General features: G+C 64.5%; 14 protein-coding genes. 4 read left to right on the top strand and 10 right to left on the bottom strand.

What is annotated here, in order from left to right; all coding sequences use genetic code 11:
- Positions 1 to 248: 248 nt before the first annotated feature.
- Positions 249 to 989 carry an SDR family oxidoreductase gene (locus tag FFS21_RS30165; RefSeq protein ID WP_137928338.1) on the bottom strand — a complete coding sequence of 247 codons (741 nt, stop codon included), beginning with the start codon at positions 987 to 989 and terminating at the stop codon, positions 249 to 251.
- Between the two features lie 123 nt (positions 990 to 1112).
- Between FFS21_RS30165 and FFS21_RS30170 the strand changes: the two genes are divergently transcribed.
- Positions 1113 to 2036 (top strand): LysR family transcriptional regulator, encoded by a 924-nt coding sequence (locus FFS21_RS30170; protein WP_137928339.1) that lies wholly within the window; start codon positions 1113 to 1115, stop codon positions 2034 to 2036.
- Positions 2037 to 2046: 10 nt separating this feature from the next.
- On the opposite strand, the gene FFS21_RS30175 is transcribed toward FFS21_RS30170, so the two are convergent.
- Positions 2047 to 3000, bottom strand: a complete 954-nt coding sequence (locus FFS21_RS30175; RefSeq protein ID WP_137928340.1) for a LysR family transcriptional regulator — start codon at positions 2998 to 3000, stop codon at positions 2047 to 2049.
- A 99-nt stretch (positions 3001 to 3099) separates the two neighbouring features.
- On the opposite strand from FFS21_RS30175, the gene dsdA reads away from it, so the two are divergent.
- Genes dsdA through FFS21_RS30190 form a run of 3 tightly spaced genes read left to right on the top strand, consistent with a single transcriptional unit; the run spans position 3100 to position 7023 of the window.
- The gene (gene dsdA / locus FFS21_RS30180; RefSeq protein ID WP_502705213.1) at positions 3100 to 4422 is read left to right on the top strand and encodes a D-serine ammonia-lyase; all 1323 of its coding nucleotides are present in this window, start codon (positions 3100 to 3102) and stop codon (positions 4420 to 4422) included.
- Positions 4423 to 4472: 50 nt separating this feature from the next.
- The gene (locus FFS21_RS30185) at positions 4473 to 5462 is read left to right on the top strand and encodes a Bug family tripartite tricarboxylate transporter substrate binding protein (RefSeq protein WP_137928342.1); all 990 of its coding nucleotides are present in this window, start codon (positions 4473 to 4475) and stop codon (positions 5460 to 5462) included.
- Between the two features lie 34 nt (positions 5463 to 5496).
- Positions 5497 to 7023: an amidase gene (locus FFS21_RS30190; protein WP_137928343.1), complete on the top strand. Its 1527-nt coding sequence runs from the start codon at positions 5497 to 5499 to the stop codon at positions 7021 to 7023.
- A gap of 168 nt (positions 7024 to 7191) precedes the next feature.
- Here FFS21_RS30190 and mdcH read toward each other — a convergent pair whose 3' ends face one another.
- The 8 genes from mdcH to FFS21_RS30230 form a co-directional block, all read right to left on the bottom strand.
- Positions 7192 to 8115 carry a malonate decarboxylase subunit epsilon gene (gene mdcH, locus FFS21_RS30195; RefSeq protein WP_137928344.1) on the bottom strand — a complete coding sequence of 308 codons (924 nt, stop codon included), beginning with the start codon at positions 8113 to 8115 and terminating at the stop codon, positions 7192 to 7194.
- Entirely contained in the window at positions 8100 to 8741 is a 642-nt protein-coding gene (locus tag FFS21_RS30200; RefSeq protein ID WP_137928345.1) for a malonate decarboxylase holo-ACP synthase, read from the bottom strand. Before FFS21_RS30200 ends, mdcH begins: the two co-directional genes overlap by 16 nt.
- Before the next feature lie 18 nt (positions 8742 to 8759).
- On the bottom strand, positions 8760 to 9578 hold the full coding sequence (gene mdcE / locus FFS21_RS30205) for a biotin-independent malonate decarboxylase subunit gamma (RefSeq protein ID WP_137928346.1): 819 nt from the start codon (positions 9576 to 9578) through the stop codon (positions 8760 to 8762).
- Positions 9575 to 10429 carry a biotin-independent malonate decarboxylase subunit beta gene (locus FFS21_RS30210; RefSeq protein WP_137928347.1) on the bottom strand — a complete coding sequence of 285 codons (855 nt, stop codon included), beginning with the start codon at positions 10427 to 10429 and terminating at the stop codon, positions 9575 to 9577. The genes mdcE and FFS21_RS30210 overlap by 4 nt, the downstream gene beginning before the upstream one ends.
- Complete coding sequence (locus tag FFS21_RS30215) at positions 10426 to 10743, bottom strand: malonate decarboxylase subunit delta (RefSeq protein ID WP_137928348.1); 318 nt, start codon at positions 10741 to 10743, stop codon at positions 10426 to 10428. The genes FFS21_RS30210 and FFS21_RS30215 overlap by 4 nt, the downstream gene beginning before the upstream one ends.
- A complete protein-coding gene (locus FFS21_RS30220; protein WP_137928349.1) occupies positions 10743 to 11618 on the bottom strand; it encodes a triphosphoribosyl-dephospho-CoA synthase in 876 nt (291 codons plus the stop codon). The genes FFS21_RS30215 and FFS21_RS30220 overlap by 1 nt, the downstream gene beginning before the upstream one ends.
- Entirely contained in the window at positions 11618 to 13276 is a 1659-nt protein-coding gene (gene mdcA / locus FFS21_RS30225) for a malonate decarboxylase subunit alpha (protein WP_137928350.1), read from the bottom strand. Before mdcA ends, FFS21_RS30220 begins: the two co-directional genes overlap by 1 nt.
- 166 nt (positions 13277 to 13442) lie before the next feature.
- Positions 13443 to 14312: an oxygenase MpaB family protein gene (locus tag FFS21_RS30230; RefSeq protein ID WP_137928351.1), complete on the bottom strand. Its 870-nt coding sequence runs from the start codon at positions 14310 to 14312 to the stop codon at positions 13443 to 13445.
- Between the last annotated feature and the right edge of the window lie 28 nt (positions 14313 to 14340).

Here is a 14340-nt window from a genome sequence, read left to right on the forward strand (position 1 = left end):
CTGGTTCAGCCGGTTTGAGATAGGGGAACTCGACCTGCGCGTACTGTGATACGCGCAGATCACGTGTTACCCATGTCTCCGAACACCTGTTACCCATGTCTCCGGTCTGTACAAGCGGGAGAGGGGCGGGGGAGAGGGCCAGCCGCACAAATTGCGATGCGGTCGGCAAGCAGATCCTCCAGCCCTCTCCCCCAGCCCCTCTCCCATTTCATGGGAGAGGGGAGAAAACCGGGAGTGGCGGCACAAGCTCAAGCCGCAAAACCCCCATCAATATTCAAGCTCGCACCCGTCACGAACCCCGCGTCCGGACCCGCCAGGTAAGCCACCATCCCGGCAATCTCTTCCGGGCGGCCATGGCGTTGCAGGGCCATCAGGCCGTGCAGCGACTTTGCGAAATCCGAGTCTTCCGGATTCATGTCGGTGTCGATCGGGCCGGGTTGCACGTTGTTCACCGTGATGTTCTTCGGTCCCAGGTCGCGAGCCATGCCTTGCACCAGGCCCTTCAGTGCGGACTTGCTCATCGCGTAGGCGGCGCCGCCGGCAAACGGCATGCGGTCGGCGTTGGTGCTGCCGATGTTAATGATGCGGCCGCCTTCGCCCATGTGGGCCAGCGCAGCCTTCGATGCCACGAAGATGGCGCGTACGTTGACGGCAAAAGTCTTGTCGAAGTCTTCCAGCGCGAATTCATCCACGGCACCGAGGAACAGCACGCCGGCGTTGTTCACGAGGATGTCGATCTTGCCGAAGTGCGCGGCGGCGTCGTTGATGGCGCGGGTCACGGCGGAGGCGTCGGCGGCGTCGGCCTGGTAAGCCTTGGCGCGGCCACCTTCGGCCTGGATCGATTCGACCAGTTCCTGCGCCACGGCGCCGGAGCTTTGATAGGTGAAGGCGACGGCGGCGCCGTCACGGGCCAGGCGGCGCACAATGGCGGCGCCAATGCCGCGGGAGCCGCCGGTTACGAAAGCGATCTTGTTGGAGAGCGTGGTCATGATGGGTTCCTTTGAAAAGTTTGTTTCGCAAGAGAAGGTGAGCTGAGTATGGTTCACGCTATTCGCTACCGCTAGGCATAAATCCGGATCAACATCTTCAACCATCGGTATAAGATGCCGGGCATGGAAGCGTTGAATCTGCTCGAATCGTTTGTGCTGGCCGCGGAGAGCGGCAGTTTCTCGGCCGCCGCGCGCCGGCTGGGCCTGACGCCGGCCGCCGTCAGCAAGAATGTGGCGCGGCTGGAAGCGCACCTGGGATTGCGGCTGTTCCAGCGGAGTACGCGCCAACTCACGCTGACACTGGGCGGCGAGCGCTTCCTGCGTCAGGTGTCGGACCCCTACGCTGCATTGCGCGACGCGTTTGCCAATGCGTCCGAGGATGAGAGCCGGCCGGCGGGTGTACTCAAGGTGAGCATGGCCGTGGCGTTCGGGCGCGAATACCTGGTGCCATTGCTTGGCGAGTTTCTGGAGCGATACCCGGCCATCGTGCCGGACTGGCGTTTCGAGAATCGCACCGCCGACCTGATCGCCGATGGCATCGACGTGGCGATTGGTGGGGGCATCGAACTGACCGAAGGTGTGGTGGCGCGCGAACTGGCGCCCGTGCATATCGTGGCGACGGCATCGCCTGCATTCATGGCGGGCCGCAAGATGCCGCGTCATCCGTCGGAATTGTCCGAGATGGACGGCATCGTGCGACGTTCGGCGTCGAGCGGTCGGCTGCGCTACTGGACGCTGCGCAACCAGATTGGCGAGCAGGCGCTGGCCGAGCCACATATGCGCGCGATTTTCGACGATCCCGAAGCGATGGCCCATGCCGCGATGCAAGGGCTAGGCGTGGCGCTATTGCCGATGGCGCATGCCGCGCCGTTGTTGCAGCGTGGCGCGCTGGTGCGGTTGCTGCCGGGCTGGTGTGCCGACAGCGGGGCGCTCTCGCTTTACTATCCCAATCGCAAACTGCTGCCGTCCAGGACGCGTGTGTTTGTCGATTTCATCGTCGAGGCGTTCCGGCGTCCGGAGTTGCAGTCGCGCTTCGACGGACGCTAAACACCCATCGCTAACCGCGCCGCGTCAGCAGACGCCTGCGCGCGGTGTCGAACGCCGCGCCTTCGTGCGCGAGCCACGCCTCCACTTCCGCCACCTGTTCGGTCTGCCCGTGCGCGCAGACAAAGTGATACGACGCCTCGCTCGGCGCGTGTATGCCCCACAGATCGACGAGTCGGCCAGACTCGATTTCCTCCAGCACCAAAGCCGAGCGGCCCATTGCCACACCCTGGCCCGCCAGCGCGGCACTGATCGCCAGTTGCGAGAGATTGAAACGCTGGCCATCGGATTCGTCCGGCAGCGTCACGCCCGCATGGCGCAGCCAGCATTGCCATTCCTCGAACTCCCCTGCGCCGTCCCATGGACTGACATCGTGCAGCAGCATGCTGGCCCGTAGCCCATCGGGCGAGGCGAGTTCGGGGTGAGCGGCCACATAGGCGGGGCTGGCCACCGGAATCAACCATTCCTCCAGAAACACGCGCGCCTTCAGATCGGGATAACCGCCTGGATCGAAACGCACGGCGGCCTCGGTGCCATCGCGCATCATCCGCGACCGATCCAGCGCATGGAACTCGCCATAGACGCGCAGGCCGATGTCCGGATGCTGGCGGAAGAAATTTCCGAGTCGGGGCGTCAGCCAGACCATGGCGAACGACGGCGAGCACGACAGCGCGATGGGATGCTTGTCGCGCGGCTTGCGCAGTTGCGTGAGCGTGCTCTCGATGGCCTGGAACGATTCACGCAGCACAAAGCGAAGGCGCTCGCCCTCGGGCGTCAGCACCAGCGCACGGGGCGTGCGGAGAAACAAGGGGCGGTCGAGCCATTGTTCGAGTTGCTTCACCTGCTGGCTCACCGCACCTTGCGTCACGCAAAGCTCGGCGGCGGCCTGGGTGAAGTTGCAGTGTCGGGCCGCCGCCTCAAAACAGCGCAGCCAGCCCAACAATGATGCAGAAAGCGTGTTGGCCATTAGTCAGACTAATAGGTGGATCAGTACAAATGGTTTGTCACATTGGCGCGGACGGACAAGAATGAATCCATCCCATCCCCGTGTTGCACGCTTATGACGATCGATACATCTACGCTTCCACAGGAACTGCTCGCCAACTTGCAGGCCGCCAGCCCTGCGTTCTGGGGCAATCCCCAATGGACAGACGACCCGACCGTACACACCGTGGTGGACGGACGTGGCATTAGTCTAGCTGATGTACGTGCAGCACAGGCCCGTTTCGAGCGGTTCGCGCCGCTGCTGGCCCGGTTGTTCCCGGAATTGAAGGGCACCGATGGCCGCATCGAATCCGCACTGCTCGCCGCACCGGGCATGCAACGCGCCATCGGCCTGTCAACCGAGGCGGGTTCGCTGTGGATCAAGGCCGATCACAGCCTGCCGGTGGCGGGATCGATCAAGGCGCGCGGTGGGATTCACGAAGTCCTCGAATTCGCGGAATCGCTGGCGCTCGAACATGGATTGGTGACGCAGGATGCCGACTACACGGTATTGGCCGATGCGCCAGCGCGTGAACTGTTCGGTCGCTATCAGGTAGCGGTGGGTTCCACCGGCAACCTGGGCCTGAGCATCGGCGTGATGGCGTCGGCACTGGGGTTTCGTGCGGCCGTGCATATGTCGTCGGACGCCAAGGAATGGAAGAAGGTGCGGCTGCGCTCGCGTGGCGTGGACGTGGTGGAGCATGCGGGCGACTACGCGGCGGCGGTGGCTGCCGGACGGCGCGATGCCGATGCCGATCCGTATTGCTACTTCGTCGATGACGAGCGCTCGATGTCGCTGATGCTCGGCTACAGCGCAGCGGCTTTGCACCTTCACGATCAAATTGAAGCGGCCGGGCTGAAGGTGGATGCCGCGCATCCGCTGTTCGTCTACTTGCCGTGCGGCGTGGGCGGCGCGCCCGCTGGTATCGCGTTTGGCCTGCGGCAGTTGTATGGGCCGCATGTGTATCCGATCTTTGCCGAGCCTACGCAGTCGCCGTGTTTTCTCGTGGAGATGCTGGCACCGGGCGCGTCGGTCTACGACATTGGCCTGACCAATCGCACCGAGGCCGATGGCCTGGCCGTACCGCAGGCGTCGGAACTGGCCGCGCAGGCGATGCGTCCGCTGCTGGGCGGCGTGTACACGGTGGCCGACGACACGTTGTTTGCGGACCTGCATCGTGTGCGTGAAACCGAGGATCTCAAGATCGAACCCTCGGCAGCAGCGGGATTCAGCGGCCCGCGCATGTTGACGCAAACCGATGCCGGGCGTGCCTGGCTGAAACAACAGAACCTGGACGCGCGCATGCAACACGCGACGCATCTTGTATGGACGACGGGTGGCCTGTTCGTGCCCGCCGAGGAATATGCGCGATTTGCCGAACGTGGCGCGGCTGATTGCACGTAACCAAATACGCGTCACCGAATCTTTCGATTGCATCGTTGCGGAGTCTCACCATGAACCGTTTGCCCCTCACCCCTTCCAAGCTTGTCCATGCGCTGCTGGCGTGCACACTCGCTGCCAGTGCCTCGGCAGTGTTTGCCGAAACCTATCCATCCAAGCCGATCCAGCTGGTGATTCCGTTCCCGCCGGGTGGCGCGACTGACGTGATCGGTCGCCTCGTCGGCAAGAAGCTTGGTGACAAGCTGGGCCAGCCCGTGGTGGTGGACAACCGACCCGGCGCGGGCACCATCGTCGGTGCCAGCTTCGTGGCCAAGGCCGCGCCGGATGGCTACACGCTGCTGGCAAGCTCGGGTACCACGTTCACCGTGAATCCGGCCATCCACGCCAAGCTGCCGTATGACCCGGTGAAAAGCTTCGAGCCGATCGGGTTTGCCGGGCGCACGGGCCTGATCCTGCTGGCCAACAAGGACGTGCCGGTGACCAACCTCAAGCAACTGGTGGCGGCGGCCAAGGCGCAACCGGGCAAGTATTCGTATGGTTCGTTCGGCACCGGCACCACGGCGCAATTCGCGGGCGAGATGCTGTTCAACATTGCAGGTGTGAAGCTGCTGCACGTGCCGTACAAGGGCAGCTCGCCGGCCATGACCGACCTGATCGGCGGACAGATTCCGTATAGCGTGGATACCGTGGCCGCAGCGATTCCGCAGGTGAAATCGGGCAAGGTGAAAGCGATTGCAGTGACCACGGCCAAGCGCTCGTCGCTGCTGCCTGATGTGCCAACTGCTGCCGAAGCAGGCTTCCCCGGCATCGATGCCGATACGTGGCTTGCCGTAGTGGCGCCGCGCGGCCTGCCGGCCGACGTGAAGCAGAAACTGGAAAAGGCGCTGACCGAAGTGATGGCCGATGCCGATACGCGCAAGCAGTTGCAGAACGCTGGCTTCGAACCTGTGGAAGGTAACGGCGCGGCGGTATCGGCACTGATCAACAAGGAACTGCCGTTGATGCGCGCTACCGCGCAGCGTGCGAACATCACGGCTGATTGATTGACGGCTTATGCCCCGCAAGGAGACAGGTAGTATGCAGGACACAACGACACTGGTCGCACGCTCGGCCACCGAACTGCGCCGCATGATCGGCAGCAAGGAAATCTCGCCGGTGGAATTGCTCGACGCGTGCATCGCGCAGATCGAGCGTGTGAATCCGTTCCTCAACGCCGTGACCGCCACATGCTTCGACCGTGCACGTGAAGAAGCGCGCGCCGCCGAGCGGGCGGTGCTGGAAGGCAAGCCGCTGGGTTTGCTGCACGGCTTGCCGCTCGGCGTGAAGGATCTGGAGGCGACCGCGGGCCTGCTGACCACGTATGGCTCGCCGCTGTATCGCGACAACGTACCCGCCGAGGACAACGTACTCGTGGCGCGACTGCGCGCGGCGGGTGCCATCGTGACGGGCAAGACCAACATTCCCGAGATGGGCGCGGGCGCGAACTCGCGTAACGATGTGTGGGGCGCCACGGGCAATCCGTTCAATCCCAACCTCAATGCGGGCGGATCGTCGGGTGGTTCGGCGGCGGCACTGGCTGCCGATCTCTTGCCGGTGTGCACCGGATCGGATACGGGTGGCTCGCTGCGGATTCCTGCGGCCAAATGCGGCGTGGTGGGCTTCCGTCCGTCACCGGGTGTGGTGCCGAGTTCGCGCAAGTTGCTGGGCTGGACGCCGATCTCGGTGGTCGGTCCGATGGGTCGCACCGTGGCCGATGCGTGTCTGCAGTTGGCGGCATCGGCAGGCGTGTCGGCGGGCGATCCGCTGACGTATCCGCTCGATCCGCTGTCGTTCCTGACGCCGATGCCTGTAGACCTCGGCAGCCTGCGCGTGGCGTACACCGAAGACTTCGGCTGCTGCGATGTCGATGAAGGTATCCGCCGCACCTTCCGCGAAAAGATCGCCGCGATGCGTCATCTGTTCCGTAGCTGCGATGCCATCGACGTGGATCTCGGTGAAGCGCATCGCTGCTTCGACGTGCTACGTGCAGAGAGTTTCGTAGCAGGCATGCGCGAGGCCTACGAGCGCGATCCATCGAGCCTGGGTCCGAACACGCGCGCCAACTTTGAAATGGGCGCGGAGATGTCGCTGCTCGACAGCGCCTGGGCACAGGCCGAGCAGACGCGCGTGCTGCAGCGCTTTCAGCAGCTGTATCGCGACTATGACGTGATCCTGTCGCCGACTACGCCGGTGTCGCCGTTCCCGTGGACGTCGCTTTATGCAGAGGCGATCAATGGCGTGAAACAGGAAAACTACTACCGTTGGCTGTCGCTGACGTATGTGGTGACACTGACCACGCATCCCGCGCTGTCGCTGCCGTGCGGTCTGGATCATGCGGGCATGCCGTTTGGTTTGCAGATCGTGGGCGGCTTCCGCAAGGACCATGAAACGCTGGGGGTGTCGTATGCGATGGAGCAGGCGTTTGCGGCGGTGCCGTCGCTGCGCAGGCCGCTGCCCGATCTGAATGCATTGAAGGCTGCGGTGCCGTCGCTGACGTCGATCGTGACGGCACCACCGGTGCTGGATGCGAAGGTGAAACAGGGGCGGGAGGCGTCGGCGGTTTGACGCTTGCGCCCGCTCTCGGCTTTCGCTCCCCTCTCCCATGCAATGGGAGAGGGGCTGGGGGAGAGGGCAAGAGGTTCTGCTTGCCGACCACATCGCAATTTGCACCGCTGGCCCTCTCCCCCGCCCCTCTCCCGCATGGCGGGAGAGGGGAGAAAACCATCAGGAGAGTCAGCCGTCCTGCGCCCGCCCCATCAACACCCTCACACTATCCCCACGCATCTCCGCCAGCGCCACAGCCTGCGGAAACATTGGCTGGCATAATTTCGTCAGCACACTCCCCGGCGGCATTTCCACCGCCAAGTCAAAGTCCACTGCACGCGCCAGCAGCATCGTTTCGTGCCAGCGCACAGGCAGCGCCATGTTGCGGGCGAGGTCTTCAGCAATGCGTATTGGATCGCGCAATTCCCGTGCAGCGCTTGCACTGAAGTAACGCAGCGTCGGTCGTTTGACAGTCACCTCCGCAAACGCCGATTGCAACCTCGCCGCTGCATCGTCCAGCAACGCGCAATGCGACGGCACCGCAATCACCACCCGCTGTGCAGTGCGCGCACCCGCAGCCAATGCTAGCTCCGACACACGCGCCATCGCGTCATCCGAACCGGCGATCACAAGCTGCGTATCCGCGTTGTAGTTGGCGATGAACACCGGGGTTTGTACAGTATTCACCGATGCAACCAGCGGCGCCAACTGTCCCACATCGATACCCAGAATCGCTGTCATGCCATAGCCACGCGGATACGCCTCGGCCATCAACGTGCCACGCAACTTCACCAGCCGTACGGCATCGGCAAAAGACAACGCCCCAGCAACCACTGCTGCCGCGTACGCCCCAATCGACAGCCCCGCCACGCCATGCGCAGGTGGGCCGTCTTCCAGCAATGCGCGCGCACTGGCTACGCCGGCCACCAGCAAGCACAACTGCACCGACACCGTGGAAGCCAGATGCTCCGCATCGTCATGGCGCAGCACGTCTTCACCCAGCGCGTCGCTCGCTTGCTCCAGTGTGCGTGTCACCACCGCGTGATCGGGCAGCGCGTGCAGCATGCCTGTGCGTTGTGCGCCCTGGCCGGGGAAGGTCAGCAGTGTTGGCATGGGGTGAGCCAGGGATCGTCGCTGAGTACCGGGCCCGTATCGGTCTTCACGAGCACGCGGCCCTGTGTGCGCAAACGCTCGCGTAGCGCGAACGCGCCGAACGGTGTGGCGATCTGGATGTCGAGGCGCACGTCGTGTGCATCGATCAGTGATGCGAGCGCAGAAAGATCGCGCTCGGGGATGGGTACGGCTGCATGCATGACGAGGTCGATATCGCTGCCGGCATGCAATACGTCGATGCCCGACGCCAGCGCAAAACCAACCGCGCCGGTAATTCCCCATCGATAACCGAGCAATCCGAGCCGCGTTGCCACATGATCTAGTGCGCGCAAGGCGGGCAGCACATCGCGGCGGGGATGCAGGCGCCAGAACCCCGCATTCGCAATCTCTTCGGGCGACACTACACTCGCGCACTGCGCGGCATCGATCCATGCCGCATGACGTTGCGCACGTTCGCGGCCACGGATGCCGATGGGAATGCGCGCAGTGGCATCGCGGTCCCGCCGCACCACAACCGGTGCCTGCGCCAGCCACTCCGCGTCGGCCCAGTCGGGTACGTTACCTGCCGCGAGCAATGCGGCAGGGTCGCGAAGCCAGATCAGGTCGTGCGGTTGCAGTGCTTTCATGATGATGACCGATTGCGCTCAGTCCTGCCACTGCGCGCGCAACAACTCGCGCGCGCGGCGCGTGGCACTGCGGTTCTCGCCATCGAGGCGTCCGCGCAAGTCGCGATGCGGATCGGCGTCGATATCGGCCAGCGCTTCCTGCAGATGGCGCAGGATGGTGGCGCGATCTTCCGTCGTGGGCGCGGCGGCATCCTGCACCGCTATCGTGCGCCACAGCAGCCCCAGCGACGCATAGTTGCCGAGGTCGTACGCCATGGGCGGTACGGTAGCGGCAAACGCTTCAAGATCCTCGACGCTGCGCAACGTGATGCGTGCAGCGGCTTCCTTGCCCATCGCGTGGACCTGCACGCCGGCATCGTCCAGCGCGAGGATGCGGTTGGCCTGGTAGCCGTGCGCGAGAAACGCCCCCGACATCGCCTTGCCGACGAGCAGCGCAATCACGGGATGGCCTTGCAGCCGCGCCGTGGCATAGGCCGATGCCGCACCCGCCAGCGCCTGATGGATGCCGAAGGCTTCCTCGCGGCGTCCGTAAGCCTGGCTTGGCGTGTCGACGATGGCGATGATGACGCGCTTGACCGGCGCATCGCGGTCGGCGTCGATCACTTCATGCACGGCGCGTGCGAGTGCCCATCCTTCGAGCAATCCCACTTCGCCATGACGCGCGCGCGGCAGCGGACTCGCGGCGTCGGGCACCACGGCGATCAAACGTGCCGCACGGCCAGACCATTCGATATCGGCAATCTGGATCGAGGGCGGATAGCCGGGCAGGCGTGGTGCATTGCTGGCCAGTGCGGCGAGCCATGCATCGCCACGGCTTACAGGGTTCTGTTCGCTCATTCGCGTTCTCCCAGATAGCGGCGCACCATGGCGGGATCCGGTTGGTGCGAGGCGTCGTGCGCCACATACTCGGTGATGCATTGCAGGTAGTGCTCGTATTGTTCGCTGCGCGGGGTCTCGTCGACCGGTGCGGTGGCGAGTGCGGCCACCACGTCGCGCACCTGTGCGGTGTCGTCTTCGACAAAACGATCCGCCAGGCCGATGGCAAAGCGTTGCTCGCCGCCCGTCAGGCCCCAGATAAACGGACGATCACGTGAATCGTATTCGGCGATACCGGCTTCCTGTTCGATCACAGCAGGGCCGTTCAACCCGAGCCGCGCTTCGCGCGTGACGACCAATGCGCTGCACAGTGCGGCTGCAATCGACATCCCGCCGAAACATCCCACTTGCCCCGCGATCACGCCGATCACGGGTTGATAGCGGCGCAGATCGACAATGCCCGCATGAATCTCGGCAATCGATGCGAGACCGAGATTCGCTTCCTGCAAGCGCACACCGCCGGTTTCAAAAAGGATCACGGCGCGTGTGGGGATGCCTTTGCGATTGTCTTCGGCAGCAAGTTCGAGCGCGCCGGAGATCTTGGCGCCGCCCACTTCGCCCAGGCTGCCGCCCTGGAACGCCCCTTCGATGGCCATGACCACGGCGGGTTGTCCGTCGATGCGTCCCTTGGCGACGATCACGCCATCGTCGCCTTGCGGCACCACGCCCTGACGCGCGAGCCACGGTGACGTCAGGCCATCGAACGGGCCGGCGAGTTCGCGGAAGGTGCCGGGGTCAAGCAGTGCCTGCGCACGGGCGCGTGCGCCGAGTTCGACAAAGCTCTCACGCGAAAGCATGGTAGCGCGGTTCATGTCGACTCCTTGCCATCGGCTTCTGCCAGGGCTTCGAACGCTTCGGCCAGGCGCATGCCTACTACACCGGGCGTGGCGCCGAAATCGTGAATGCGGATGTTCATCGCGGCGCGTGGCTCGGCACTGAACACGCGCGTGAGTTGTGCATCCCAGACGCGGCCATAGCCGTTGACGGATGTGGTGACGTCGATCGATGTCTTGCCCTTGGCGCCGGGCTCGATGATGACTTCGAGGTCGCCGGAGCCGACCACGCCCACCAGCACGCGGCGCGATGCCGGCTCTCCGGCGGCGTATTCGAATTGGAGTTGTTCCATCAGTGGTCTCCCACGGCATGCAGCCGGTCGAGGAAAAGAGTGGCGGCCAGCAGATCTGCCGCGCCGCCCGGCGATGCACGCTGCGCAAGCATCGTCGCTTCGAGTTCATGCAGACGGCGACGCCCCGTCAATGTGCCGATACCGCCTGCGTCGAGCACGGATTCGGCACCGGCCTGCACATCATCGAGCCCTGACTGCCCCGCGCGTGCGAGCACGCAGGTATCGTCGAGTCGCGCCATGATGGCGAGCAGCGCGTTGACCTGCGCGGTGGGCTCCGCGTCGCCGCGTGCGCGACCATCGCGCAATGCGGGCAGGCCGATGGCGGTAACGTGCGGGAACGCGGCTTCGGCCTGCTCCTGCGCACCGCCTACGCCGTAAGCCGCGCGTGTCAATGCACCCTTGTTGCCGGTGTGCGCAGGCCGATGCCGGTCAGGCAAGCGCGCGATCACGGCGGCCATCTGTGTCACGGCGCCGATGCTGCGTGCCTTGCCAAGCCATCCCGATGCACCAACCAGCAGGCCGAGTGCCCAGATGGCACCGCGATGTGTGTTGATGCCGCCTGTGGCCTGCAGCATCGCCGTTTCCGCTTCACGCCCCAGTGCGCCAAGACGTTCGCGCAGCGCCACGTCGATACGGCGTGCCTGTTGTCCGGCACGCGCCATCGCGACGAAGGCATCGCGCAGGCTGTGCGCGGAATCGATCATCGTGCGCAGGGTCATGTCACCGTGGGCGCCGCTACCGCGCGTATCCACGAGACCGGGCTTGGGAGCGAGCGTGGCTTCATCGATCAGCACGGCAACAGCCAGATCGCCAAGACGTGCCGGCAGATCGATGGGGCTGTATTCGCGTGAAGGGAGCGTTGCAGCGTAGGCCATTACCAGCTCCGGAAGCGTGCGGGCGGGTTGTAGAGGCCGCCTGACCATTCGACGATATCGGCCATGCTCTTTGCGGCGAGCAGCGAGCGCGTGGCTTGCGAGCGTTGCACGCCAAGATCTTCGGGCAGGGCGATCAATCCGTCGCTGCGCATCTGGCGCGTGGTGGCAGGGTCGTGCTTCATGCCGATCGGCGTGACACCCGCCACGGCAGCAATCATGCGACGGCGTTCTTCCAGCGAGCGCGCCTTGTAGAGATAGGCGATGCCTTCCTCGGTCAGCACGTGCGTGACGTCGTCGCCGTAGATCATCACCGGCGCCAGCGGCATGCCGCTGTCCTTTGCCACCTGCACGGCATCCATCGATTCGACGAAGGTCGGCTTGCCACCCGCCTGGAACGTCTCCACCATCTGCACGACGAGCTTGCGTCCGCGTGCGAGTGGGTCCTCTGTTTCGATCAGGTCGAGCCACGCGGGCGTGGCATGCCGACGTCCGCCCGGGTTGTGGCCCATGTTCGGCGCTCCGCCAAAACCGGAGAGACGTCCACGCGTGACCGTCGATGAGTGACCGTCGCCATCGATCTGCAACGTGGAGCCGATGAACAGGTCCACCGCATATTGCCCGGCCAACTGGCAGAAGGCGCGATTGGAACGCATGCTGCCATCGGAGCCGGTGAAGAACACATCGGGCCGCGCGGCCACGTAGTCTTCCATGCCCAGTTCACTGCCGAAGCTGTGCACGCTCTCGACCCAGCCGGATTCGATGGCGGGAATCAGCGTGGGATGCGGGTTCAGCGTCCAGTACTTGCAGATCTTGCCCTTGAGGCCGAGCTGCTCGCCATAGGTGGGCAGGATCAGTTCGATGGCTGCTGTGTTGAAGCCGATGCCGTGGTTCAGCGACTGCACGTTGTGGCGCTCGTAGATGCCACGGATGGCCATCATCGCCATCAGGATGTGTACCGGCTTGATGAGACGCGGATCGCGCGTGAACAGCGGTTCGCAGAAGAACGGCTTGTCCGACTGCACCACGTAATCGATCCAGGAACCGGGAATGTCCACGCGCGGCAGGTCGGCGGGGTCATCGACAATCTCGTTGACCTGCGCGATCACGATGCCGTCGCGGAATGCCGCGGCCTCCACCAGCGCGGGCGAATCCTCGGTGCTGGGACCGGTGTAGAGATTACCCTGGCGGTCGGCCTTGTAGCCTGCCGTCAGCACGATTTGCGGCGTCAGGTCGACATACAGGCGCGAGTACAGCTCGATATAGGTATGGATGGCGCCCACTTCGAGCAGGCCATCCTCCAGGAACTGCGAGATGCGCACGCTCTGCGCGCCGGCATACGCAAAGTCGAGCTTGCGTGCGATGCGCCGCTCGAAAAGATCCAGATGCTCTACCCGGCTCACGCTCGGGATGATCATGTGCAGGTCGTGCAGGCGCGAGGGATCGGCCTCGGCCAGGGCGCGCGACAGGAAATCGGCCTGTTTCTGGTTGTTGCCTTCCAGCACCACGCGGTCGCCGGGGGCAACCATGGTCTCAAGAAAGGCCACGATGTCGTCGGTGGGCACGACCTTGCCCGTGGCGATCTTTTCGCCGAGAGCCTGGCGACGGCGCTTTTCGGCGCGGCGCGTATCCCACTGTCGTTCCGGTATCGGGTTCAGCATGACATCTCCGGTGTGCTGCGATGGTTACCGGAACGATAGGACACGCTGGCCCTGTCGAACAATCAAGCTGCGAGCGCGAACGTTACGCTGGGAGTAAGGAAAGGGAGGTTTGCGCCGCAATTTTTCGGAATCGCACGGCAATGGGCGCGGGTTCCGCCTGGCGGCCTTACGGGCCGGTGTCGGCAGCAACACGTCGCCGCGCACGGGCCGCCAGCCCCGGACCGAGTGCCCAGCGCAAAGTCGGCGCCAGCGCGCGCATGCCGGTCAGGGCCAGCGAGCGCCGCAGCGACGGCCGGTGCAGGCCGAGCATCTCCCGCGCCCAGTCGGGCAGCAGCGCCACGCCGGCATCGGCCATGGTGCGCACGGCGGGCACGAGCAGCGGATTGGCAACCGGCATTGCCATCACCAGACGTACCACTTCACGGGTGCGGTCGCTGTTGACCAGAAACTGACGCTGCGCGTCGAGATAGGCATCGATCGCCGCACGGGAGCGCGGCACGTCCGGCGCGCCAAGTAACGCGGCAACCTTCGCTTCTTCCTCGAAATACCGGTCCTGTTCCGCAATCGACAGCGGCCCCACATAGCGCAGGTAGCCCGCTATGAAACTCGATACCTCGGCCACATGGACCCACGTCAGCAGCGCCGGGTCATCGGCCGCATAGGGTTGACCATCGGGCGCCTGACCTTTGATGGACGCATGGATGCGCCGCACACGCTCGATCAGTTGCATTGCATCATCGCGACTGCCATAGGTAGTGCCCGCGATGAACTGCGCGGTACGACCGAGCCGACCCTGCATGTCGGTGCGGAACGACGAGTGATCCCACACACCCGCCAGCGCCAGCGGATGCAAGGCCTGCAGCAACAATGCGCTGACACCGCCAGCCAGCATCGCGGGGAAATCGGCATGTACGCGCCAGCAAACCGCATCGGGACCAAACAGTCCGGGATCGCCGGGTGGATTGTCGTAATCGAGCGTCAGGCCGGAGTTGCTACGCGTGAGCGCGCGGACTTGGGCTCCGGCGTGGGTGCGCAGGCGTTGGAGGGGGGAGGGGGTGGTGGAC

Origin of the sequence: Cupriavidus sp. 2SB (assembly GCF_005503625.1) — a bacterium.
GTDB lineage: Bacteria > Pseudomonadota > Gammaproteobacteria > Burkholderiales > Burkholderiaceae > Cupriavidus.